This window comes from Duganella sacchari, from assembly GCF_900143065.1.
GTDB lineage: Bacteria > Pseudomonadota > Gammaproteobacteria > Burkholderiales > Burkholderiaceae_D > Rugamonas > Rugamonas sacchari.
Window position 1 is genome coordinate 52,061 of sequence record NZ_FRCX01000013.1, and the last position, 21,107, is coordinate 73,167.

General features: G+C 61.3%; 22 protein-coding genes and 3 tRNA genes. 12 read left to right on the forward strand and 13 right to left on the reverse strand.

The window, feature by feature from the left end; translation table 11 throughout:
- Positions 1-2: 2 nt before the first annotated feature.
- From BUA36_RS24265 to BUA36_RS24275, 3 genes are all read right to left on the reverse strand, one after another.
- Positions 3-1,229 (reverse strand): efflux RND transporter periplasmic adaptor subunit, encoded by a 1,227-nt coding sequence (locus BUA36_RS24265; RefSeq protein WP_072788356.1) that lies wholly within the window; start codon positions 1,227-1,229, stop codon positions 3-5.
- A 143-nt stretch (positions 1,230-1,372) separates the two neighbouring features.
- Positions 1,373-2,236: an alpha/beta hydrolase gene (locus BUA36_RS24270; protein ID WP_072788358.1), complete on the reverse strand. Its 864-nt coding sequence runs from the start codon at positions 2,234-2,236 to the stop codon at positions 1,373-1,375.
- The gene (locus tag BUA36_RS24275) at positions 2,233-2,445 is read right to left on the reverse strand and encodes a hypothetical protein (protein WP_072788359.1); all 213 of its coding nucleotides are present in this window, start codon (positions 2,443-2,445) and stop codon (positions 2,233-2,235) included. Before BUA36_RS24275 ends, BUA36_RS24270 begins: the two co-directional genes overlap by 4 nt.
- A 124-nt stretch (positions 2,446-2,569) precedes the next feature.
- Here BUA36_RS24275 and BUA36_RS24280 point away from each other — a divergent pair, with 124 nt between their 5' ends.
- From BUA36_RS24280 to BUA36_RS24290, 3 genes are read left to right on the forward strand one after another with little or no spacing between them, the layout of a single operon-like run.
- Complete coding sequence (locus BUA36_RS24280) at positions 2,570-3,520, forward strand: LysR family transcriptional regulator (RefSeq protein WP_072788360.1); 951 nt, start codon at positions 2,570-2,572, stop codon at positions 3,518-3,520.
- Positions 3,517-4,488, forward strand: a complete 972-nt coding sequence (locus BUA36_RS24285; RefSeq protein ID WP_072788361.1) for a D-2-hydroxyacid dehydrogenase — start codon at positions 3,517-3,519, stop codon at positions 4,486-4,488. Before BUA36_RS24280 ends, BUA36_RS24285 begins: the two co-directional genes overlap by 4 nt.
- Entirely contained in the window at positions 4,488-5,036 is a 549-nt protein-coding gene (locus BUA36_RS24290; RefSeq protein ID WP_072788362.1) for a GNAT family N-acetyltransferase, read from the forward strand. Before BUA36_RS24285 ends, BUA36_RS24290 begins: the two co-directional genes overlap by 1 nt.
- 66 nt (positions 5,037-5,102) lie before the next feature.
- Here the strand turns inward: BUA36_RS24290 and BUA36_RS24295 are convergent, their stop codons facing one another.
- On the reverse strand, positions 5,103-5,996 hold the full coding sequence (locus BUA36_RS24295) for a LysR family transcriptional regulator (RefSeq protein ID WP_072788363.1): 894 nt from the start codon (positions 5,994-5,996) through the stop codon (positions 5,103-5,105).
- A gap of 118 nt (positions 5,997-6,114) precedes the next feature.
- Between BUA36_RS24295 and BUA36_RS24300 the strand changes: the two genes are divergently transcribed.
- Together BUA36_RS24300 and BUA36_RS24305 are read left to right on the forward strand one after the other, a co-directional pair.
- The gene (locus tag BUA36_RS24300; protein ID WP_072788364.1) at positions 6,115-6,789 is read left to right on the forward strand and encodes a type 1 glutamine amidotransferase domain-containing protein; all 675 of its coding nucleotides are present in this window, start codon (positions 6,115-6,117) and stop codon (positions 6,787-6,789) included.
- Entirely contained in the window at positions 6,786-7,076 is a 291-nt protein-coding gene (locus BUA36_RS24305) for a putative quinol monooxygenase (protein WP_072788365.1), read from the forward strand. The genes BUA36_RS24300 and BUA36_RS24305 overlap by 4 nt, the downstream gene beginning before the upstream one ends.
- On the opposite strand, the gene BUA36_RS24310 is transcribed toward BUA36_RS24305, so the two are convergent.
- The 6 genes from BUA36_RS24310 to BUA36_RS24335 all read right to left on the reverse strand — a co-directional run bounded on the left by BUA36_RS24310 (position 7,066) and on the right by BUA36_RS24335 (position 9,623).
- On the reverse strand, positions 7,066-7,551 hold the full coding sequence (locus BUA36_RS24310; protein WP_072788366.1) for a VOC family protein: 486 nt from the start codon (positions 7,549-7,551) through the stop codon (positions 7,066-7,068). The genes BUA36_RS24305 and BUA36_RS24310 overlap by 11 nt on opposite strands.
- Positions 7,551-8,696 carry an alpha-hydroxy acid oxidase gene (locus tag BUA36_RS24315; RefSeq protein ID WP_072788367.1) on the reverse strand — a complete coding sequence of 382 codons (1,146 nt, stop codon included), beginning with the start codon at positions 8,694-8,696 and terminating at the stop codon, positions 7,551-7,553. Before BUA36_RS24315 ends, BUA36_RS24310 begins: the two co-directional genes overlap by 1 nt.
- Positions 8,697-8,831: 135 nt before the next feature.
- Positions 8,832-8,908: transfer RNA gene (locus BUA36_RS24320), tRNA-Arg, on the reverse strand.
- A 61-nt stretch (positions 8,909-8,969) separates the two neighbouring features.
- A tRNA-Arg gene (locus tag BUA36_RS24325) sits at positions 8,970-9,046 on the reverse strand.
- Between the two features lie 77 nt (positions 9,047-9,123).
- Positions 9,124-9,200: transfer RNA gene (locus BUA36_RS24330), tRNA-Arg, on the reverse strand.
- 195 nt (positions 9,201-9,395) lie between these two features.
- On the reverse strand, positions 9,396-9,623 hold the full coding sequence (locus tag BUA36_RS24335) for a hypothetical protein (protein ID WP_072788369.1): 228 nt from the start codon (positions 9,621-9,623) through the stop codon (positions 9,396-9,398).
- 217 nt (positions 9,624-9,840) lie between these two features.
- On the opposite strand from BUA36_RS24335, the gene BUA36_RS24340 reads away from it, so the two are divergent.
- From BUA36_RS24340 to BUA36_RS24350, 3 genes are all read left to right on the forward strand, one after another.
- Complete coding sequence (locus BUA36_RS24340; protein WP_072788372.1) at positions 9,841-10,659, forward strand: response regulator; 819 nt, start codon at positions 9,841-9,843, stop codon at positions 10,657-10,659.
- A gap of 68 nt (positions 10,660-10,727) precedes the next feature.
- A complete protein-coding gene (locus tag BUA36_RS24345) occupies positions 10,728-12,884 on the forward strand; it encodes a PAS domain-containing hybrid sensor histidine kinase/response regulator (RefSeq protein ID WP_072788374.1) in 2,157 nt (718 codons plus the stop codon).
- Between the two features lie 243 nt (positions 12,885-13,127).
- On the forward strand, positions 13,128-14,105 hold the full coding sequence (locus BUA36_RS24350; RefSeq protein WP_072788377.1) for a GGDEF domain-containing response regulator: 978 nt from the start codon (positions 13,128-13,130) through the stop codon (positions 14,103-14,105).
- Between the two features lie 56 nt (positions 14,106-14,161).
- Here the strand turns inward: BUA36_RS24350 and BUA36_RS24355 are convergent, their stop codons facing one another.
- Positions 14,162-14,584 carry a hypothetical protein gene (locus BUA36_RS24355; protein WP_072788532.1) on the reverse strand — a complete coding sequence of 141 codons (423 nt, stop codon included), beginning with the start codon at positions 14,582-14,584 and terminating at the stop codon, positions 14,162-14,164.
- A gap of 215 nt (positions 14,585-14,799) precedes the next feature.
- On the opposite strand from BUA36_RS24355, the gene BUA36_RS24360 reads away from it, so the two are divergent.
- Both BUA36_RS24360 and BUA36_RS24365 read left to right on the forward strand, forming a co-directional pair.
- Positions 14,800-16,419, forward strand: a complete 1,620-nt coding sequence (locus tag BUA36_RS24360; RefSeq protein WP_072788379.1) for a response regulator — start codon at positions 14,800-14,802, stop codon at positions 16,417-16,419.
- Positions 16,420-16,496: 77 nt separating this feature from the next.
- Positions 16,497-17,216 (forward strand): sensor histidine kinase, encoded by a 720-nt coding sequence (locus BUA36_RS24365; protein ID WP_072788381.1) that lies wholly within the window; start codon positions 16,497-16,499, stop codon positions 17,214-17,216.
- On the opposite strand, the gene BUA36_RS24370 is transcribed toward BUA36_RS24365, so the two are convergent.
- Together BUA36_RS24370 and BUA36_RS24375 are read right to left on the reverse strand one after the other, a co-directional pair.
- Positions 17,213-18,493, reverse strand: a complete 1,281-nt coding sequence (locus BUA36_RS24370; protein WP_072788383.1) for an NAD(P)/FAD-dependent oxidoreductase — start codon at positions 18,491-18,493, stop codon at positions 17,213-17,215. The genes BUA36_RS24365 and BUA36_RS24370 overlap by 4 nt on opposite strands.
- A gap of 32 nt (positions 18,494-18,525) precedes the next feature.
- The gene (locus BUA36_RS24375; RefSeq protein ID WP_072788385.1) at positions 18,526-18,987 is read right to left on the reverse strand and encodes a hypothetical protein; all 462 of its coding nucleotides are present in this window, start codon (positions 18,985-18,987) and stop codon (positions 18,526-18,528) included.
- Between the two features lie 142 nt (positions 18,988-19,129).
- Between BUA36_RS24375 and BUA36_RS24380 the strand changes: the two genes are divergently transcribed.
- Both BUA36_RS24380 and BUA36_RS24385 read left to right on the forward strand, forming a co-directional pair.
- On the forward strand, positions 19,130-19,564 hold the full coding sequence (locus tag BUA36_RS24380; RefSeq protein ID WP_072788387.1) for a MarR family winged helix-turn-helix transcriptional regulator: 435 nt from the start codon (positions 19,130-19,132) through the stop codon (positions 19,562-19,564).
- A complete protein-coding gene (locus BUA36_RS24385) occupies positions 19,561-21,099 on the forward strand; it encodes an MDR family MFS transporter (RefSeq protein WP_072788390.1) in 1,539 nt (512 codons plus the stop codon). Before BUA36_RS24380 ends, BUA36_RS24385 begins: the two co-directional genes overlap by 4 nt.
- Positions 21,100-21,107: the final 8 nt, after the last annotated feature.

Genomic DNA, 21,107 nt, shown 5'->3' on the forward strand with positions numbered 1-21,107 from the left:
AATTATTCCTTGGTAGTGCCAGTCTTAGCGATGGCGACTTTCTCTTCTTTTTTGGCCACGTTGGCTGCCAGCGGGTCCGAATCCATCGGCACGATGGTCGGGGTCAGCGGCGCACCTGGCTTCACGCGTTGCAGGCCGTTCACGACGATCTTCTCGCCCGGTTTCAGGCCATCACGCACGATGCGCAGGCCATCAATCTGCTGGCCCAGCGTGACCGGACGGTACTCAGCCTTGTTGTCCTTGTCGACCACGAACACGAACTTGCGGTTCTGGTCCGTGTTGACAGCGCGCTCGTTGATCAGCACCGCAGGCTTGGCGCCAGTGGTGCCGGCCAGTTGGACGCGGGCGAAAAGGCCTGGTACCAGCAAGCCATCGGCGTTAGTCAGGGTGGCGCGCATGCGCACCGAACCGCTGCGTGGGTCCAGCTGGTTGTCGACGAATTCCAGCTTGCCTTCATGCGGGAAGCCGGTTTCGTTGGCCAGGCCGATCTTGACGATGGCCGGCGTGCCTTTGTGGGCAGCGGCGCCAACGCGCAGATAGGTTTCTTCGTCACCGTCAAACGATGCGTAGATCTGCTCCAGCGACACCACGGAGGTCAGCACTGCCGACGCATCCACCAGGTTACCCAGCGTGATTTCCGCTTTTGACACACGGCCGTTGATCGGCGACGTCACCTGGGTGTAGCTCAGGTTCAGCTTCGCGGCTTCATACTGGGCTTGCGAGGCGCGGGCATCTGCATCCAGCTGTTTGTAGCTCGATGCCGAAGCGTCGTATTCGCGCTGGGCGATGGCTTTGTCAGCCAGCAGTTTCTCGGAACGTACCAGTTCAACCTTGGCCAGATCGGCTTTGGCGCGCGCCGAGTTGGCGGCCGCTTCGGCGCGATTGGCTTCGGCCTGGAATGGACGTGGATCGATCACGAACAGCACGTCGCCCTTCTTCACCTGCGAACCAGGTTTGAAGTTGATGGCGGTGATAAAGCCGCCAACGCGCGGACGGATCTGCACTTGTTCAATCGCTTCCAGGCGGCCCGAGAACTCCTGGGTTTCAGTGATGGTTTTCTCGACCACGGCCGCTGCCGAAATCGGCGGACCGCCCGCACCTGCCGGTGCCTCAGCTGCTTTGCTATTTGCTTCACCGCAGCCAGACAGGGAAATTGCGGCCAGGCCCGCCAGCGCCATAGCGGCGGCCAGTGGCCGGGCTACAGCGGTCATTGATTTAATGTTTTTCATTTAAAATCCTTTTTGTATGAAAATAATTAATAGAAAAGGCGGCACCGGGCGGTCTCAGGAAAAATCGAGAAAACACGGTACTAGCGCCCCGCCGGCAAGCCAGTGGGGACGTAACTCAGATACTGCTTAGGGTTTGGGGAATCCTATGCGGCTGGCGGTGTCTCAGACCGTTCCAGGCCAGCGATGAAGCTGGCGATTTCTCCCAGCGCTTGACATCGACAAGCACATTCGTTGCGTGCCCCCGCATCGTTCAGGGGCGCCGGTTGCATACGCCGGACAGTGGTTTTGACGCCGCAGCCAATCAGCTTGGCGCCGTATTGTTCCGCTTCGTCGCGCAGCGGATCGTCTTCGGTTGACAGGATCAAGGCCGGCGGCAGGTTTTTCAAACGACTCGACTGCAGCGGCGATGCGTAAGGGTGCGTGCGGTCGGCAGCATTGGGCAGATAACCGCGGTAGGCCTTGGCGCAAGCGTCAGCCACGTCCAGCAGTTCCGGCGCTTGCAGTTCGCGCATCGAGCAGGTGGTCAGGCCCGGATCCAGCATCGGCATGATGAGGATTTGCCCGCCGAGTGCCGGACCGCCGCGGTCGCGCGACATCAGCGCGCAGACGGCTGCCAGATTGGCGCCCGCTTCGATACCCGCGACCAGCAGCTGCTTGCCGGTCCAGCCCAGTTTGGCCTTGTTCTTCTTGGCCCAGACCAGCACCGCGTGTGCATCTTCTACCGCAGCCGGGAATGGCTTTTCGGTGGCCAGCGTGTAGGCCGACGCCAGCACGGCAACATGCTGGCTATCGTCCGCCATGTGGCGCAGGAACAGGTCCGCATCTTCCAGGTCGCCGCCGACAAAGCCGCCAGCGTGGAAGAAGACCAGCAGCGTATCGCGCTTAGGCCCGGCATCGCCACTGGTGTAGAGACGCGCCGACAACGGACCTTCCGCGCCCTTGACCTCAAGGCTGCGGACTTTCAGTTGATCCGACAGCGTCGGCAGCTTCTCTACTGGATTGTTCATTGTTGCACCGTTCCCGATTCGTTGGAGGACAACATGGTAGCAGGATCGCACGCGATCTCGTCACCGCTGGCCACCAGCGTGAGGGCGCGAACGCCATGAACTTCCGCTTTCGCGGCGTGTGAATAGGCATCGGTATATACCACGCCTGCCAGTGCAACCGACGTCGCCGCCAGTGCCATCGTTGCGAAAATTGCATCCCGATATTTCATGATAAGTCCTCCTTTCTTCGTCTTTTACTTTGTGCAGTACAGCAATCTTAAACTTGTTCTACAATCCGATAAATACGGTAAAGATGAATTGATTGTTCAGAATACCGAACAATGGGGCTCAAAGATGAATAAACTTCAAGCGATGGAAGTGTTTGTGCAGGTGGTGGATGCCGGTGGCTTCACCCGTGCTGCCGAAAACATGAAACTACCTAAAGCCACGGTGTCCACGCTGATCCAGTCGCTGGAGACCTCGCTGGCGGTCAAGCTGCTGCACCGGACTACGCGCCACGTCAGCGTGACGGCCGACGGTGCGGCTTACTATGAGCGCTGCCTGCGCATCCTGTCCGACGTGCGCGAGGCCGAGGAATCGCTGTCGCGCACCCGGCTCAGTCCCAGCGGACGGTTGCGGGTCGATGCGCCCACCGGCCTGGCCAGCGAGGTGATCGTCCCTGCCCTGTCCGATTTTTTCGCCCGCTATCCGGACATCCAGCTGGAACTGGGTTGCAGCGACCGGCCGGTCGACCTGATTGAAGAAGGCGTGGATTGCGCGGTGCGCGGCGGTGCGCTTGGGGACTCCAGCCTGATTGCGCGGCGCGTCGGTATCCTGCATTTCGTCACCTGCGCCACGCCGGGCTACCTGAACCAGTTCGGCCGCCCCACACATCCAAATGATTTGCTGCGTCACCGCTGCGTGAATTATTTTTCCGCGCGTACCGGTAAAATCTACGACTGGGACTTTACCCGCGATGGCGAGCGGGTACAGGTCGCCCTGCCCGGCCATATCGCGCTCAACGACAGCAACGCCTACACAGCGGCGGGACTGGCGGGACTGGGCATTGTACAAATGTCGAAACTGATGATGGAGCCGATGCTGAAAGACGGCCGCTTTGAATCGGTGCTCGACGACTGGGTCAGCGATCCCCTGCCGATTCACGTGGTGTATCCACAGAACCGCCATCTGTCAGCCAAGGTTCGCGTGTTTGTCGAGTGGGTCGCCGAACTGTTTTCCAATCACCCTGGCATGCGCCTGCCGAAGAACGTCGCGCGTGCCCCATCTTTTGAGGTAGCCATATGAGCCAAGCACACCGCATCGTATTCCTCGACCGCGACAGCGTCATTGCCAATGTCCGCAAGCCTGGCTTTGCACATGAATGGACGGAATATCCTGCCACCAGCGCAGGCGACGCCGTGCAGCGCCTGCGCGACGCGCGCGCCACCATCTGCATCACCAACAAAGTGGCCTTGAGCGCCAGCGACCTTGCACAACTGCCGGACCTGAAGCTGATCGCCGTCGCGGCCACCGGCACCAACATCATCGACCTCGCCGCCGCCAGGGAGCGCGGCATCACGGTGACCAACATCCGCAACTACGCCGTCAATACGCTGCCGGAGCATACGTTTGCGCTGATCCTCGCCCTGCGCCGCCAGCTGGTCGCCTACCGCGCGGATATTGAAGCAGGCCTGTGGCAGAAGTCCGAACGTTTCTGCCTGTTCGGCCATCCGATCTCCGACCTGGCGGGCAGCCGTCTGGGACTGTTTGGCTACGGCGCGCTGGGCAAAGCCACCGCGCAGATCGCACGCGCGTTCGGCATGGAAGTCATCGTCCACAACCGTTCACCGCTGCCGGATGCCGCCGCAGATGGCGTGCGTGAAGCCAGCTTCGACGAAGTGCTGGAGACATCAGACGTCATCAGCCTACACCTGCCGCTGACCGACAAAACCCGCAACATGATCAGCGCCAAAGAACTGATTCGCATGAAACGCAGCGCCCTGCTGATCAACACCGCGCGCGGTGGCCTGGTCGACGAAGAGGCGCTGGCCGACGCGCTGCGCACTGGCCTGATCGCGGGCGCCGGCTTCGATGTATTGATTACCGAGCCGCCGCCAGCCGACAACGTGCTGCTCAACCTGCGCCTGCCCAACTTCATCCTCACGCCGCACTCTGCCTGGGCCAGTTCGCAGGCGATGCAGACGCTGGTCGATCAACTCATCGACAATATCGAAGCCTGGCAACACGGCGCGCCGCGCAACATGGTGACCTGATGCACGAACTGCCTACACTGCAGGGCGAACGCCTGATCCTGCGGGGAATAGCTGACAACGACGCCACACCCCTGTTAGAGATTTACGGCGACCCGCTGGTCATGCAATACACCGACGAGGCGCCATTCTCTGATCTGGCGACGGTTGGCATCATGCTGCAAAGCGTGCAGCGCCTTCTCGCTTCGGGCGCATCGCTGGAATGGGCCATTGTCCTGCGCGGCAGCGGAGAATTAGTCGGCACCTGCGGCCTGCACAGTTTCAACGCCGGCCGCACCACTGCAGAAGTAGGTTGCCTGCTCAAGCAGTCCGCTTGGGGAAAAGGCTATATGGCAGCTAGCTTAGGCTTACTCACAGACTATGCTCAACGCATTGGCTTGCAACAGATAACTGCCGATGTGGCATCACAAAACAAGCGCGCGCAGAACCTGTTCAAAAAACTCGGTTACAAGCAAGAGTCTCCAGATTTGTGGCGTATTTCTATCGCCCGTAATCACTCTTGCGCAAAAAAAATCATGATTAAAGACGACACTCCAGCCCCACGCACTTAGCGCACACTGGCCAGCCAACACGACATCATCAGCTTGTTCGTGCTTTCGCCTCCTGTCCCCGGATCATCAACCATCCGCCTCGCTGAGGAGAAAATCTCTCAACAGGCGTGCACTTGGGCCGATGCGCTGGGCGTGGACGAGGTAGATTTCCAGTGGCGCTGTCTGCACCTCGGGCAGTAGCTGCACCAGTTCACCCGAAGCCAGCGGCGCCGCCGCATCATAGGCTGGCAGGCGGGCGATGCCTTCCCCCGCCAGCACAAACGCCAGGCGGGAGGCTGCGCTGTCCGTGACCACGTCACCCCGAACCTCCACGGGCACAGTCTGGCCGTTCACCTGCACATTCAATGTACGCTGGCTCGGTGGGTACACCACCCAGCGATGCTGCTCCAGCTCCGACAGGGTCGATGGCGCGCGGTAGCGGCGCAAATAGGCGGGCGATGCACACAGCATGGTGGGCTCCCGCACCAGACGACGCGCTACCAGCGATGAATCGGCCAACGGCCCGGCGCGCACGGCCAGCTCTATCCCTTTCTGCATCAGGTCCACATTTGCATCATTCATTGATACATGCAGCCGTATCGCTGGATAACGCCGCCGGAATTCCAGCAGCGCCGGCAGGATGCGTTTATTACCGAAGTGATGGGAGCACGTGATACGCACTTCTCCACGCGGCTCGGCACGCAGCAGCTCCATGCCGCGGATGCCATCGTGCGCCTCATCCAGCAACCGCTCGCAATGCACGCGAAACGCTTCGCCTGCTGGCGTCAGGCTGAAGCTGCGCGTACTCCGCTGCGCCAGCGGCACGCCCAGCTTGGCCTCCAGCGTTCGCACATGATGGCTGACGACCGCCCGCGTCAGACCCAGCGCCCTGGCGCCAGCCGCAAAACTTCCGCTGCGTACCACCGTCGCAAAGACTGCCATGGCGCGCAACTCGTCTAGTATCGGGGATGGATCGCTCATGATTGTATTATTTCATTTGACATTGAGTCATCATAACAGTATCTACCGCGACCATCCTCCAGCTCCTATAGTTATCTCAACCCGCACTATGGCGGACATTTCAACCAAGGAGCTAGCCATGAAACATGTACTGTTTATTTTGACAAACGCTGCCGAGATCGGCCCGAACAACCGCCGCACCGGCTATTTCTTTCCGGAGGTCGCCCATCCTTACGAAGTGTTCGAGCAGGCTGGCATCGCCGTGGAATACGCCTCGCCACTGGGCGGCTTTGTGCCGGAGGATGGTTACGATGAAACCGATCCATCGCAACGCGCTTTCCGCAATGGCCTGGCCATTCGCCGCCTGGCGCACAGCCGAAAACTGTCGGAAGTCGATGTGCTGGACTACGACGCGATCTTCTTCCCCGGCGGCCTGGGTCCAATGGTCGATATCGCCCATGATCCAGACGTGAAGCGCGCCGTTGCCCGCGCCTGGGACAATGGCAAGATCGTCTCCGCAGTCTGCCATGGCCCAGCAGCTTTCCTCGGCGTGACGCTGGAAGACGGCACACCACTGCTACGCGGCCGCAAACTGACTTCTTTCTCCAACGCAGAAGAAGCTGGCTACGCCCAGGCCGATGTGCCCTTCAATCTGGAAGACGCACTGAAAGCCGAAGGCGCCGAGTACTCGGCAACGGATGTGTGGCAAGCCAAGGTAGTCGTTGACGGCCGCCTGATCACTGGCCAGAACCCCGCCTCCGGTATGGCGCTGGCAGAGGAAATCGTCAACGCCTTACAGGGAGCATCGAAATGAGCGGCCCGATCACCGTCATCGCCCGTTGGCAGCCCAAGGAAGGCGCACTGGGAGAGGTACTGGCCATTCTGGCGGAACTACGTCCGAAATCATTGGCGGAGCCAGGCTGCATCAGTTACGAGGTCTATCGCAATGTCGTCCCACCTCACGGCCTGCTGCTGATTGAGCGCTACTCGGACCAGGCAGCGATTGAAGCGCATCGACAGTCGGAGCACTATCAGTCGCTGGTGACGGGACGCGCCCTGCCGCTGCTGGCAGAGCGCAATGTGGAGCTGCTTACAGGTTGATGCGGTCCACCACCAGATGGTGCGCATCATCGAGCATCCACCCGCTTTCGTAATCCACCTCAAACAGGTGACCGTCGGGATCCTTGAAAAAACCGGCGACACCCCAGTTGGTGCGGGTGGCAGGCTTGACGATCCTGCCGCCCGCTTCTTCTGCCCTGGCCAGGATGCGCGGCACATCTGCCGCATTGCGCGCCAGGTGGATCAGGGCGACACCGGAAAAGCCCTGCATTTTCTCTTCCGGCTGCAACGCGTCTTGCGCCATATCCGCGCGGTTAACCAGGCAGATCGCATAGCCGCCCATATTGAACTTGACGAAGCCTTCGCTGCTGGTCGGCGACCGCGCCCAGCCCAGTGCTTCATAAAACTGCGCTGAAGCCGCGACGTTTTCCACGCCCAGCAGCACAAGATGCATGCGCTGGCTCGGCGCCAGCGATTCGGTAGCGGTGTAAGTCTGGCCTACTGCTTGATCCAGCATTAAAAAGTCCCCGGTAACAGAATATTTTTATCGACCTGGCGCACATCGCGCAGGCCACAGAACGCCATCGTCAGATCCAGCTCATTGCGGATGATCTGCAGGCACTTGCTGACGCCCTCCTCACCCATCGCACCCAGGCCGTACAGGAAAGGACGGCCGATGTAGACGCCTTGCGCGCCCAGCGCCAAGGCCTTGATGACATCCTGGCCGGAGCGGATGCCGCCATCCATATGCACTTCAATCTGCTTGCCCACCGCATCGACAATGCCGGGCAGCGCGCGGATCGACGACTCGGCGCCATCGAGCTGGCGGCCGCCGTGGTTGGAGACGATGAGCGCATCGGCGCCGCTTTCAACACAAAGGCGCGCATCTTCCGCATCCATAATGCCTTTGATGATCAGCTTACCGCCCCAGCGCTGCTTGATCCACTCCACATCCTTCCACGACAAACCAAGGTCAAACTGCTGCGAGGTCCACGACGACAGCGAAGACATGTCCGACACCGACGTCGCATGGCCAACGATGTTGCCGAAGGTGCGCCGTTTGGTGCCCAGCATGCCCAGGCACCAGCGCGGCTTGGTCGCCAGGTTGATCAGGTTCGCGATGGTCAGCTTGGGCGGCGCCGACAGACCGTTGCGCAAATCCTTGTGGCGCTGGCCCAGCACCTGCAAATCCAGCGTCAGCACCAGCGCCGAGCAGCGCGCGGCTTTGGCGCGGTCGATCAGGCGGTTGATGAAATCGCGGTCCTTCATCACATACAGCTGGAACCAGAACGGCTTGCTGGTGTTGGCGGCGATATCCTCGATCGAGCAGATGCTCATGGTGGACAGCGTGAACGGTACGCCGAATTTTTCCGCAGCCTTGGCGGCGAGGATTTCGCCATCGGCATGCTGCATGCCGGTGAGTCCCGTCGGCGCCAGGGCGACCGGCATCGCCACGTCCTGACCAATCATGGTGCTGGCAACGCAACGGTTTTCAAGATTCACCGCCACGCGCTGACGGAATTTGATGCCGGCGAAGTCTGCGTGATTGGCGCGATAGGTGGATTCGGTCCAGGAGCCGGCATCAGCGTAATCGTAAAACATGCGCGGCACACGCTTCTTGGCCAATCTGCGCAGGTCTTCAATATTAGTGATGATGCTCATGCACACACTCCCGTCACTATGATCGTCAGATCATCGGGCATTTTCAAGAAAATGCCAATAGGAATGTGTGCCTGGCGGACGTCAGGCAAAAAGCAAAAGGGCCTGATGATTTCTCATCAGGCCCTTCTACATATTTGGTGCGGCTGGCAGGAATCGAACCCACGACCCCTTGGTTCGTAGCCAAGTACTCTATCCAGCTGAGCTACAGCCGCTTAACTTTTACAACTTCTACTACTTGCCAAACAGACTCGACAGTCTATTCAACTTTAATTCTGGTGCGGCTGGCAGGAATCGAACCCACGACCCCTTGGTTCGTAGCCAAGTACTCTATCCAGCTGAGCTACAGCCGCGCAAAACAAGAAGATTATAACAAGCTCTTTCTCGTTTGAAAACAGAAGAATCTTCCAACTCTCCTGGGTAAAACTAGTGGTGCGGCTGGCAGGAATCGAACCCACGACCCCTTGGTTCGTAGCCAAGTACTCTATCCAGCTGAGCTACAGCCGCACTGTGCAGTTATTATAAAGCATTAATTTTGTTTTGCAAAGTTTGATATTTTCTATCATTTATTTGATAAGGCGACTTAATCACCAAACCAACTACCAAGCAAAACTGCTTCACTTCTGCGTCTTTCAAACAGCATGCCGCTCGAAAGAAGCAGCATTATAGGGATACTCCCCTAGCTTGTCCAGCACTCTGTCATCAGGTACCAAACTCGGCCGCCGCCTTGGCCGACCACAAGGCTTCATTGTAGGAGGGATAGGGAATGCCATAGCAGTCTATCTGCCCATCCGCACCGACAAACTTGATCCACCACCCAGCGGCATCCGACAAAATGGCGATATCGCCTTCGCCGCAATGCCCGTTGATTTGCTCGTCCTGCTCCAGCACAACGATATTCACCTTGCGGTGCTTTACTACTGTAGCCATACGCCCTCCTTTCTGACTTCATTCATGGCAGTGATTGCGCACATCACGAATTAAAATTTGCATTGATTTGCGCATTGCAGCATCATTCATCTGTCTCCTCTATTCTCCTCCAAGGAAATAGATTTAGCCCGCTCACTGTAGCGGGCTTTTTTTTAACCGTGTACGATGCATCTGGCTCCGCCTTTCATAAGACAGATAAAGAGAACGCTCGCACCGCATGAACTCCCCTTCCGCCGTCACGCCGCCCGCCCCAGATTGGTCCAACACCGCCGTGGGCGATCCCGCAGCCTGGCCCGCCAGCCTGCGGCTGACCGTCGACATCCTGCTGAATTCACCACAAGCCATGCTGCTCATGTGGGGGGCGCAGCAAATCATGATTTACAACGCCGCCTATGCCGAACTGATCGGCCTGCCCAGCCTGCGTGCACCTGGCGGTAATGTACCATCCATGCAGCCCTCCGCGTGGAGCTGGAACAGCAATGCCCTTGCCGAGGCGCGCGCCGGTCGCAGCCTCAGCTATCGCGGCGCCAGCCTGCCGGTCTGGCGCAACAGCCGCACGGAACAGCAGTCGCTGGATCTGTATTACACCCCCGTCCGTGATGATAACGGTGTCGCCGGCATTCTCTGCACGCTGGCGCCGGCCCCCATCGCGCCGCTGGCGGACAGCACAACGCCGCTGCGCCTGCTGGTGGTGGAAGACAACGCGGACGCCCGCTACCTGGTCTGCGAAACCCTGCGCGCGCTGGGCCACGAGGTGGAAGATGTGGCCGCCGGAGAAGATGCACTGCCCCTGCTCGCCACGCGGCATTTCGACGTGCTGTTCACCGACGTCAGCCTGCCCGGCATGTCCGGCGTCGACCTCGCTCGCCATGCCCGGCAAAAGACGCCAGAGCTGGCGCTGCTGTTTGCATCCGGCTATGGCGACGAACTCACGCGCCACCTGGATTTCCCGTCGCAATCCCTGCAAAAACCTTACGATATCGAGGATCTGCAAGCGGTGCTGGAAAAAATTGCCGCCAAGCTGCACGCGCCTTGAGTTAGCCTGAGCCCACCGCATGTCCAACCGTGCGGAGCTGGCGTTGAGGTTGGCGCTAAAATCATTGCATGATCCCGAACGACCCCATCGCCACCGCGCCTGTTGCGCCAGATGCGCACGAAGAGCTACGGCGCGCAAGGGAAGCATTACGCCAAAGCCAGCTGGAATTGCGCGCGTTGGCCAACTCGATGCCGCAGCTTGCGTGGATTGCCGAGCAAGACGGCACCATGGTCTGGTACAACGACCGCTGGTATGACTACACCGGCACCACGCCGGAGCAGATGGCGGGCGATGGCTGGAAACGCGCCTACGCACCGGACTGCATCGACCTCATGGAAGCCCATTGGCAGCAATCGCGCGCTGACGGCACACCGTTCGAACTGGAAGTTCCGATCCGTAGCGCCACCGGCGAATTCCGCTGGTTTTTGACGCGCGCCAATCCCGTCCATGGCAGCGATGGCAAGGTGCTGCGCTGGTTCGGCACCAGCACGGACGTCGATCAGGTCAAGCGCGTACAGGAAGCCTTGCGCGATGAGACTGCCGTACTGGAACTACTCAACCACACCGGTACCGTGCTGGCATCGCAGCGCGACCTGCATCCCTTGTTGCAAGAAGTGACGGACGCCGCCACGAGCGCCAGCGGCGCACGCTACGGCGCTTTGTTCTATCACACCACCAACAGCGCCGGCGAAGCCATGGTGCTGCATACGCTGTCGAGCGGCACGCCGGCCGCGTTCTGGCAATTTGGCCAGCCGCGCTCCACCGCCCTGTTCGGCCCCAGCATGCGCGGCGAAAGCATCGTGCGCTGCGACGATGTGCAGCAAGATCCGCGCTACAGCAAAGATACACCCCATCAAGGCATCCCGGCTGACCACCCGCCGGTGCGCAGTTATCTGGCAGTGCCGGTGGCGCTGCGTAATGGCATAACCATCGGCTGCCTGTTCTTCGGCCATCCCGAACCGGGGATTTTTGACGAGCGCACCGAGCGCATCATTGCCGGCATCGCCGGTCAGGCCGCCATCGCCATCGACAACGCCCGGCTGTACGAGTCGGAGCGCCAGGCGCGCGCCGAGGCCGAGCGCACCAGCCAGCTGAAAGATGAGTTCCTGGCCACCCTGTCCCACGAGTTACGCACGCCACTGACCGCGATCCTGGGCTGGTCGCAAGTCTTGCGGCGCGGCAACCGCGACCAGAGCGACCTCAACCGCGGCCTGCAAACCATCGAGCGCAACGCCCGGAACCAGGCCCAGCTGATCGAAGACCTGCTGGACATGAGCAGCATCACGTCCGGCAAAGTACGACTGGAAATGCAGCCATTGGCGCCCGCCGTGGTGGCCGCGGCCGCCATCGAAAGCGTACGGTCAGCAGCCGAAGCCAAGCAGATCCGCATCGACAAGAATTTCAGCAGTGCGCCCGGCATGGTGGCCGGCGACGCCAACCGCCTGCAGCAGATCCTGTGGAACCTGCTCAGCAACGCCATCAAATTCACGCCGCGCGGCGGCACCGTACAGGTGGGCGTACAACGCGACGGCGATCACATTGCCATCACGGTGCGCGATAGCGGCATCGGCATTGCGCCCGCGTTTGTCAACCACGTGTTCGAACGCTTCCGCCAGGCCGACGCCACCACCACCCGCCAGCATGGCGGCCTCGGGCTGGGACTGGCCATCGTCAAGCACCTGGTGGAACAGCATGGCGGCACCATCAGCGTAACCAGCGCCGGCGAGGGCCAAGGCGCCAGCTTTACGGTACGCCTGCCGCGCCACGACGCCAAGCTGCCCGCGCCGTCCAGTGCCCTGCCCCTGGCGCCCGCGGCCCATGGTGCGGCGCATGATTTGTCCGGCGTGCAGGTGCTGGTGGTCGACGATGAGGACGATGCGCGCGAACTCATCAAACGCATCCTCAACGACTGCAACGCGGAAGTGCTGACCGCCGCCACCGCCACCGAAGCCTTAAACCTGCTGCAACACGAACGCCCCGACCTCATGGTCAGCGACCTGGGCATGCCGGAAGTCGATGGTTATGGCCTGCTCGACCGCATCCGCGCGATGGGACCATCGCGCGGCGGCGACCTGCCGGCGATTGCGCTGACCGCGTTTGCCCGCTCGGAAGACCGGATCAAGGCCATGTCCAGTGGTTTTTTGGCACACATTGCCAAACCCGTGGAACCCAACGAGCTGATCGCCAAGGTGGCCGCCATGAGCGCAGCGCACCGGCACGCCTAAACCCTGTCGCTTACGGGCCCGGGTATGAATAAAATTACCTCAAGGAAAGTATTCATTCCTACCCTCAGACGCGGCGCTGTCCTACAAGCAATTCTGAAAACTCTTGCTACACTACAAAAATCTAAAAAAAGGCGTACTATAGTTTCCACACGGAAATTAATGTACACTTGTGTGCGACGCAGCACCGCAACATCGACTATTATCGAATTAGTACTACACTAGAGACAGACTGAGACCATCACCATGCCGAGCCGAGACGAAATCCTGAACGCCAAAATTCTGGTGGTGGATGACAGCGCAGACAACGTCGATCTGATGTTGGAGATCTTGCGTGAGGCCGGCTATACAGATGTGTCTTCCACCATGCTGCCGGAACAGGTGTGCCCCCTGCACCGCCAGCATTGCTACGACCTGATCCTGCTGGACCTGCAGATGCCGGGCCTGAACGGCTTCCAGGTCATGAAGGGCCTCAAGGAGATCGAGCAAGGCGGCTACCTGCCCGTGCTGGCCCTGACCGCCCAGCCCAGCTTCAAGATTGCCGCGCTGGAAGCCGGCGCGCGCGACTTCATCAGCAAACCGTTCGATCTGCTGGAAGTCCACAAACGCATTCACAACATGCTGGAAGTGCGCCTGCTGTACAAGGAACTGGCGCAATACAGCCGCCAGCAGCAGGAACTGGCGCTGCATGACCCGCTGACCAGCCTGCCGAACCGCCGCCTGCTGGAAGACCGCATCGCCACCGTGCTGCAACATGCCACGCGCCAGCAGAACAAGGCTGCCGTCATGTATCTGGACCTGGATGGATTCAAGGCGATCAACGACACCCACGGCCATGCCTATGGCGACGAAATCCTCAAGCAAGTGGCGCAGCGCCTGGTGGGCTGCTCGCGCAAGGAAGATACCGTAGCCCGGGTAGGCGGCGACGAGTTCGTCATCGTTATGGGCAATATCGCCCACATTGCCGACACCCAGGAGCCGTGCAACAAGCTGATCGACGCCGTCTCCCAGCCTTACCAGGTCAATGGCCTGACCCTGCAGCTGTCCACCAGCATCGGCGTCGGCATCTTCCCGGACGACGCCACCGAAGTGGCGCCGCTGATTGCCGCCGCCGACGGCGCCCTGTACGAAGCCAAGCGCTCCGGCAAAAACCGCTGCTGCACGGCACAAATGATGAGCACGCCTCCCAAGCAGCATCACGTGATGTCGGCTTCCATCGCCTGAAACAACAAGGGCGGGCACATGGCCCGCCCGTTCCGGCTTACCCGCTGCAGCGCTGCTTAGTGCGCGCCGGCCTCTTCCTTCTTCAAGCCCTTTTGCGTGCTGTGCTCGACCTTGGCGGCGTGCTGATGGTCGTCATGGGCATTCACGATTTCCGGCGGCACCTCAATCCGGGTAATGCCCGCATCCACCGAGACTGGATCGCTGGCCGGGAAAGTCATTTCCACGCCGCTATCGAGCAAGGTTTCCCTGGCTTGTTCCGCCGGCGTTTCCTGCTCTTCGCCAGCCAGCGCCGTGATGGCGGCCGCCCACTTGACGAATTTCAGCTCCGCCAGCTCGCGCACCGTGTGCACGTTAAAAGCCTGCGCCAGCGCCTTGGCATCTTTTACGCTAATACCTCGCAAGGCGCTGGTTGGCGCATCGGCCAGCGCGCGGAAGCTATGGCCGACGTACTCTTGGTCCACGACAGTATCGATATTCATGATGAATCCTTTCAGGTGACGTTCCATCCTACTGTGCCAGTGGTGGCCATCCGGGTCTGTGCGGAAGCGAACGCTATGCCACGCGGATTTGGTGTCGCGTTCAGTTGCACTGGCGTTTTTGACATTCATATATGCAATTGCTATGATCGCCCGGTACTTCTCTGGCAGCGTTCAGGCCGCGAAGATTTCGCTGTGTCGCATAGTGCAGAGACCCCGTGCCCAAACTAGACAAACCCAAGATCCTGGTCGTTAATGACGACGCCAACAGCCTGTTCGCGCTGACCAGCCTGCTCGCCCAATGGGCCGAACAGGAGTCCTATGAGGTATTGGCGGCGCGCTCGGGGCAGGACGCCTTGCGTCAGGTACTCATGCACGACTTTGCCGTCATTCTGCTGGACGTCAACATGCCCGGCATGGACGGGTTTGAAACGGCCGCCGCCATCCATGCCCGCGCGCGCTCGGCCGACATTCCCATCATCTTCATCACCGCCTTCCTCGCCGACGAACTGGACCGGCTGAAGGCTTACCAGCATGGCGCTGTCGACTTCCTGTTCACGCCAGTGATTCCGCAAATCCTGTACGCCAAGATTTCGGTGTTCGTCGCGCTGGCCATGAAGAATGAGGAACTGAAAAAACAGGCGCGCCAGCTCAGCCAGCGCACCACCGAACTGACCGCCACCAACCAGCGCCTGACCCGCGAGATCGAAGAGCGCCAGACGGTGGAACGGCAAAACCACGCCAAGGACGAATTCCTGGCCATGCTGGGCCACGAGCTGCGCAACCCGCTGAGCGCCATCAGCAGCGCCGCGTCCCTGATCGGCCTGCCTGGCGTGTCGCTGGAAGGCGTGCAGCGCGCCAAGAAAATCATCCAGCGCCAGAGCCAGCATCTGGGCCGCATCGTTGACGACCTGCTTGACCTGTCGCGCGCCATGTCCGGCAAGATCCTGCTCAACCGCGTGCCGCTTGACCTGGCCGCCCTGGTGGCCACCTCGCTGGAAACCTACCGCGCCACGGGCCGCAGCACCGATTACGAACTGGAACAGGATCTGGACCCAGGCTGGGTCGACGGCGACAGCACGCGCCTGGAGCAGATCACCAGCAACCTGCTCGACAACGCCCTCAAGTACACCCAGCCCGGCGGCCGTATCGAAGTACGCACCTGGACGGAAAACGAGGACGTGGTGCTCAGCGTCCGCGACACCGGCGTCGGCATTCCCGCCGAACTGCTGCCGCAGGTATTTGACGTCTTCGTCCAGGGCAGCAGCACGCTGGACCGTTCGCAGGGCGGCCTCGGCATCGGCCTGTCGCTGGTGCGCCGCCTTTCAGAGCTGCATGGCGGCAGCATCGAAGCCGACAGCAAAGGCCCCAACCGCGGCAGCACCTTCACGCTGCGCCTGCCACGCATCGAGCACCCGGTGGCCGCCGCCCCCGCCGCACCGGCGCGCGCCGAGCATGGCAAGCCGCGCGTGCTGCTCATCGAAGACAACGACGATGGCCGCGAAATGATGACCATGATGCTGGGCGGTTACGGTTACGACGTCGCAGCTGCTGCCGATGGCCTGCTGGGCTTGGAAGCGGCAGTCAGTTACCAGCCGGACCTGGCGCTGGTGGACATTGGCCTGCCCGGCATCGACGGCTACGAAGTCGCGCGCCGCCTGCGCGCCGATCCCGCTACGCGCGACATCAAGCTGATCGCCCTCACCGGCTATGGCCTGGCGGAAGACCTGCGGCGCGTGATGGAGGCCGGTTTCGACCGCCACCTGGTCAAGCCGGTCGATATCGACCAGCTCATGGAAGTGATCGACAGCAGCGCCCAGGTACCGGTAAAACAATAGCGGTGCGCCACAAGGTGCAAAGCTCGGGTATCATCGGTGCCACACCGTAGTCTGTCCGACCTCAACAGAGAAAACCTATGTCCGCATCGGCACCGCAAGAACACCTCGATCAACAGCAAGACGCCCTGCGCAGCGCGGACCTGAGCGAATTGCTGGGCCACGTCCACACCTGCTGGGACAACGAGCGCCGCTCGCTGTCGCGCCAGCTGCATGACAGCCTGGGCTCGTCGCTGACCGCACTGACCATGCACCTGGGCCTGCTCATGCAAAAGCTGCCTGCCGACCAGGCGCTGCAGGACCGTGCCGGCCACATGAAAAAACTGCTGAACCAGATTGTTGAAACCAACCGCCAGATGCAGCTCAAGCTGTGGAACGACAAGCTGGAATTCCTGGGCGTGCGCGTCGCGCTGGATGAGCTGGTCACTCAGTTTGGCGAACAGCGCGGCATCACCGCGCGCTGCAGCCTGCCGGAAGAAGAACTCAACTGCCCGCGCAGCCACGGCATCGTGCTGCTGCATACGCTGGAAGAAGCGCTGCGCAATATTGACGCCCACGCGCAAGCCACCGAGGTGGACGTCATCGTGGACGACAACGAAGACGAAGTCATGCTGACCGTGAAAGATAACGGCGTCGGCCTCAGCGGCCCCGTGCCAGCCGGCATGTCGGCCGGCAAATTCGGCCTGCGCATGGCGCGCGAGCGCGCCGCCTACCTGGGCGGCACGCTGACCCTGGCGGCGGGACCCGAGCGCGGCGTCACGCTGACCATGATCCTGCCCAAGCCAGCCACCGCCGTTTAATGCAGCTTGACCAGCGGCGTGGTGCGCTTGATGAGGAAGCGCGCCAACGCCAGCACACCCGTACGTACAGTGCCCAGCACGGCCTGGTGGTGCATCAGGTGCAGGCTTACGTACATCATGCGGGCCACAAAGCCGTCCACGAACCAGCTTAGTCCTTTCAATGATCCCATCAGGCTGCCGACTGAAGTAGTCTGGCCGAACGACACCAGCGAGCCGTAGTCGCGGTATTCATAAGGCTTGTTTTGCGGCGGTTTGCCTTTATGCTCGCGCAGGAAGGTCTCCAGCAGATAATCGGCCTGCTGGTGCGCGGCTTGCGCACGCGGCGGCACCAGCTTGCCGTCCGGCCCCGCGCACGCGGCGCAGTCACCCAGTGCATAGATGTAGTCAAAACCCTTGACGGCCAGCGTGCCGTCAACGTCCAGCTGGCCCGACTTCACGGTCGGCAGGCCCAGCGTCTTGAGGAAGTCCGGCGCCTTGATACCGGCCGCCCAGACCACGATCTGCGCCGGATAAACCGTGTCGCCGGCCGTCACGCTGCGCTCATCGATAGCGGTCACGCGCGTGGCTGTGACCACGGTGACGGCACGCTCGCGCAACAGCTTCAGCGCGGCGTCCGAGACTTTCTCCGGCAACGGCGCCAGGATGCGCGGTGCGCCCTCCAGCAGCGTGATGCGGACATCGCGCTCAGCCTTCAGCCGGCGGAAGCCGTAGGCCGCATACACGCCGCTGGCCTCGCGCAATTCCGCCGCCAGCTCGACACCGGTGGCGCCACCGCCGATGATGACCACGTCCACGCCCGCATCCTGCTTCAGCTCGGCCAAGGTCAGCAGCTTGAGCAGCGTCAGGCGGAAGCGTTCCGCATCCTCGGTGGCATTCAGGGAAATGGTGTGCTCGGCGGCGCCGGGCACACCGAAATAATTGGAGGTACTGCCCACGGCGATCACCAGCTTGTCGAAGCGGATCTGGCGTTCGGGCAGGATTTCTTCGTGTTCGCTGAGGATGGCGCCCACCGTCAGCAAACGCTGCTGCGCATCGAGCGCCGTCAGCGGACCATATACAAAGGTGAAGCCGTTGTCGTGCGCCAGCATCTGATACGACAAGCCCTCCTGGTGCACATCCAGCGTTCCCGCAGCCACTTCATGCAGCGACGGTTTCCAGATATGGAACAGGCGGCTGTCCACCAGCATCACCGCTTCGGGCCCCAGCTTGCGGCCCAGTTTGCAGGCAAGTTCCAGACCGCCCGCACCGCCGCCAACAATGATGAATTTACTTTGCAAGAAGTTCTCCTGTGGCGGCGCTGGCCGCCGGGTTATTGGTCGTGGTGGCCGTGACGGTCGTGGCCATGACCATGGCCACGGTCATGCTCCTGCCAGCGGCCCGGGCCGCGGTCGTCGCGGCGGTCCTCGCGCCAGCCGTCGCGCTCATGGTGGCCATGGCGTTCGCGGTAGCGCGGTGCATACTCATTGGTGTACCAGCGGTCCTGAACAAAAAACACGCGCTGGTTGCAGGCGCGATAAGCGTAGCAGTGCTTGCTCCAGTGACGGGCATGGCCAGGCGGCACACGCAGGTAGACCGGCGCGGTCTCGACGTAGCGCACCGGACGTTCCACCAGCACCGGCTGGCGATAAATCACTTGTGGCGGCGGATAATCGCCGACATCAATGCGGCCGTAAAACCCTGGCTGGCCAACACTGATGGAAACGCCAACGTCCGAAGCGAAGGCGGATGCAGACAGTGCCAGCAAACTGGCGGCGAGTAACTTGGCTTTCATGATGAGTCTCTATTGATCTTACGAGCGAAACTGCTCAGCCAGCATCATAGTAAGCTCAGCCATAAATTTCCGTGCGCTAGCGAACAGAAGTTACCTGTGCTAAACTTATAGTTCGATATCTAACCATTAGCCGTAAAATCATATGTCTTCTATAGAAGAACGTTTCTCCGCCGCGCTACACGGCTCCGCGCGTGCCTGGCGCCTAGCCATTGACCGCCGCCTCAAACATCTGGGCCTGAGCCAGGCCAGCTGGATGGCCATTGCCCTGACCGCCAAAGAGAAGGAAGCGCCATCGCAAACCCGGCTGGCCGCGCGCGCCGGCGTCGAAGATCCCACCATGGTGTCCACCGTGGACAAGCTGGTCAAAGCCGGCTACATGGTGCGTACGCCATCGCCGACCGACCGCCGCGTCAAGCTGCTGAGCCTGACTCCGGCCGGCCAGGAGATCTACCAGAGCGTCTGGAAGGAAGCCGACGTGCTGCGCCGTGAACTGCTGGGCAACGTCGATCCTGAGATGCTGAAAACGGTGACCATCTTCCTCGAAGCCATCCAGACCAATATCGAGTCCCTTCCATGAGCACTGCCGCAGTCGCCGCTGCCGCGCCGGGGGATGGCCTGAACCGCCGCATGATCACCATTTCGATCATGCTGGCGACCATCATCCAGGCGCTGGACGGCACCATTGCCAACGTCGCGCTGCCGCACATGCAGGGCAGCCTGTCGGCCTCGCAGGACCAGATCACCTGGGTGCTGACGTCCTTCATCGTCGCTGCCGCGATTGCCACGCCGCTGACCGGCTGGCTGTGCGACCGCTTCGGCCAGAAGAACATCTTCCTGGCGTCGGTGGCCGGTTTCACGGTGGCCTCGGTGCTGTGCGGCCTGTCCGGCACGCTCACGGAAATCGTCATCGCCCGCCTGTTGCAGGGAATTTTTGGCGCGGCGCTGGTGCCGCTGTCGCAAGCCACGCTCCTCGACATCAACCCGCGCGAAAAGCATGGTTCCGCCATGGCCGTGTGGGGCATGGGCGTGATGATCGGCCCCATCCTCGGCCCGACGCTGGGCGGCTGGCTTACCGACAGCTACGACTGGCGTTGGGTGTTCTTCATCAACGTGCCGGTCGGCGCAATGGCCTTCTACGGCATCTGGCGCTACATCCGCAAGACCGCCGCGCCACGCAAGATGCAGTTCGACGCCTTCGGTTTCGCCACCCTGAGCCTGGCCATCGGCGCGCTGCAAATGCTGCTCGACCGCGGCGAACAGAATGACTGGTTCAGCGCCACCGAAACCTGGGTCGAAGCCATCATCCTGGCGCTGAGCTTCGCCTACTTTGTCGCCCACACCGCCACGCGGCCGGCCGGCAAATCCTTCTTCGACTACCGGCTGCTGCGCAACTCCAACTACGTCAGCGGCCTGCTGTTTATCTTCATCGTCGGCCTGGTGCTGTACGCCACGCGCGCGCTGACGCCGTCCATGCTGCAAAGCCTGATGGGCTATCCGGCCAAGATCGCCGGCCTGGTCACCGCGCCCAGCGGCATCGGCACCATGGTGGCGATGATGTTCGTCGGCCGGCTGGTCGGCAAGATCGACCTGCGCCTGCTGCTCGGCACCGGCTTTCTCATCACCGCCTTCTCGCTGTGGCAAATGACCCAGTACACGCTGGTGCTGTCGCAAAGCGATATCGTCTGGCCCGGCGTGATCCAGGGCCTGGGCTTGGGCCTGGTGTTTGTGCCGCTGAGCGCCGCCACCTTTGCCACGCTGTCGCCAGAGATGCGCGCGGAGGGCACGGCCATCTACAGCCTGATACGCAATATCGGCAGCTCCATCGGCATCGCGATGGTGCAGACGCTGCTGGCGCGGAACACGCAGACGGTGCACGCCTCGCTGACGGAACACATCACCACCACCAACCCGGAACTGCTGAACAACCTGGCCACGCCGGAAGCGGCAGCAGCGCTGAACAACGAGATTACGCGTCAGGCCTCGATGATCGCCTACGTGGACGACTTCTGGCTGATGATGATTGCCACACTGTGCGTGATACCGCTGCTGCTGTTGATCAAGCCGCCGGCCAAGGCCGCACCGGCCGCCGTCGACCACGCCGCAATGGAATGAAGAAGAAA

Coding starts and splice junctions, on each gene's coding strand:
- BUA36_RS24265 (WP_072788356.1), bottom strand. CDS start 1,229: ATGAAAAACATTAAATCAATGACCGCTGTAGCCCGGCCACTGGCCGCC.
- BUA36_RS24270 (WP_072788358.1), bottom strand. CDS start 2,236: ATGAACAATCCAGTAGAGAAGCTGCCGACGCTGTCGGATCAACTGAAA.
- BUA36_RS24275 (WP_072788359.1), bottom strand. CDS start 2,445: ATGAAATATCGGGATGCAATTTTCGCAACGATGGCACTGGCGGCGACG.
- BUA36_RS24280 (WP_072788360.1), top strand. CDS start 2,570: ATGAATAAACTTCAAGCGATGGAAGTGTTTGTGCAGGTGGTGGATGCC.
- BUA36_RS24285 (WP_072788361.1), top strand. CDS start 3,517: ATGAGCCAAGCACACCGCATCGTATTCCTCGACCGCGACAGCGTCATT.
- BUA36_RS24290 (WP_072788362.1), top strand. CDS start 4,488: ATGCACGAACTGCCTACACTGCAGGGCGAACGCCTGATCCTGCGGGGA.
- BUA36_RS24295 (WP_072788363.1), bottom strand. CDS start 5,996: ATGAGCGATCCATCCCCGATACTAGACGAGTTGCGCGCCATGGCAGTC.
- BUA36_RS24300 (WP_072788364.1), top strand. CDS start 6,115: ATGAAACATGTACTGTTTATTTTGACAAACGCTGCCGAGATCGGCCCG.
- BUA36_RS24305 (WP_072788365.1), top strand. CDS start 6,786: ATGAGCGGCCCGATCACCGTCATCGCCCGTTGGCAGCCCAAGGAAGGC.
- BUA36_RS24310 (WP_072788366.1), bottom strand. CDS start 7,551: ATGCTGGATCAAGCAGTAGGCCAGACTTACACCGCTACCGAATCGCTG.
- BUA36_RS24315 (WP_072788367.1), bottom strand. CDS start 8,696: ATGAGCATCATCACTAATATTGAAGACCTGCGCAGATTGGCCAAGAAG.
- BUA36_RS24335 (WP_072788369.1), bottom strand. CDS start 9,623: ATGGCTACAGTAGTAAAGCACCGCAAGGTGAATATCGTTGTGCTGGAG.
- BUA36_RS24340 (WP_072788372.1), top strand. CDS start 9,841: ATGAACTCCCCTTCCGCCGTCACGCCGCCCGCCCCAGATTGGTCCAAC.
- BUA36_RS24345 (WP_072788374.1), top strand. CDS start 10,728: ATGATCCCGAACGACCCCATCGCCACCGCGCCTGTTGCGCCAGATGCG.
- BUA36_RS24350 (WP_072788377.1), top strand. CDS start 13,128: ATGCCGAGCCGAGACGAAATCCTGAACGCCAAAATTCTGGTGGTGGAT.
- BUA36_RS24355 (WP_072788532.1), bottom strand. CDS start 14,584: ATGAATATCGATACTGTCGTGGACCAAGAGTACGTCGGCCATAGCTTC.
- BUA36_RS24365 (WP_072788381.1), top strand. CDS start 16,497: ATGTCCGCATCGGCACCGCAAGAACACCTCGATCAACAGCAAGACGCC.
- BUA36_RS24375 (WP_072788385.1), bottom strand. CDS start 18,987: ATGAAAGCCAAGTTACTCGCCGCCAGTTTGCTGGCACTGTCTGCATCC.
- BUA36_RS24380 (WP_072788387.1), top strand. CDS start 19,130: ATGTCTTCTATAGAAGAACGTTTCTCCGCCGCGCTACACGGCTCCGCG.
- BUA36_RS24385 (WP_072788390.1), top strand. CDS start 19,561: ATGAGCACTGCCGCAGTCGCCGCTGCCGCGCCGGGGGATGGCCTGAAC.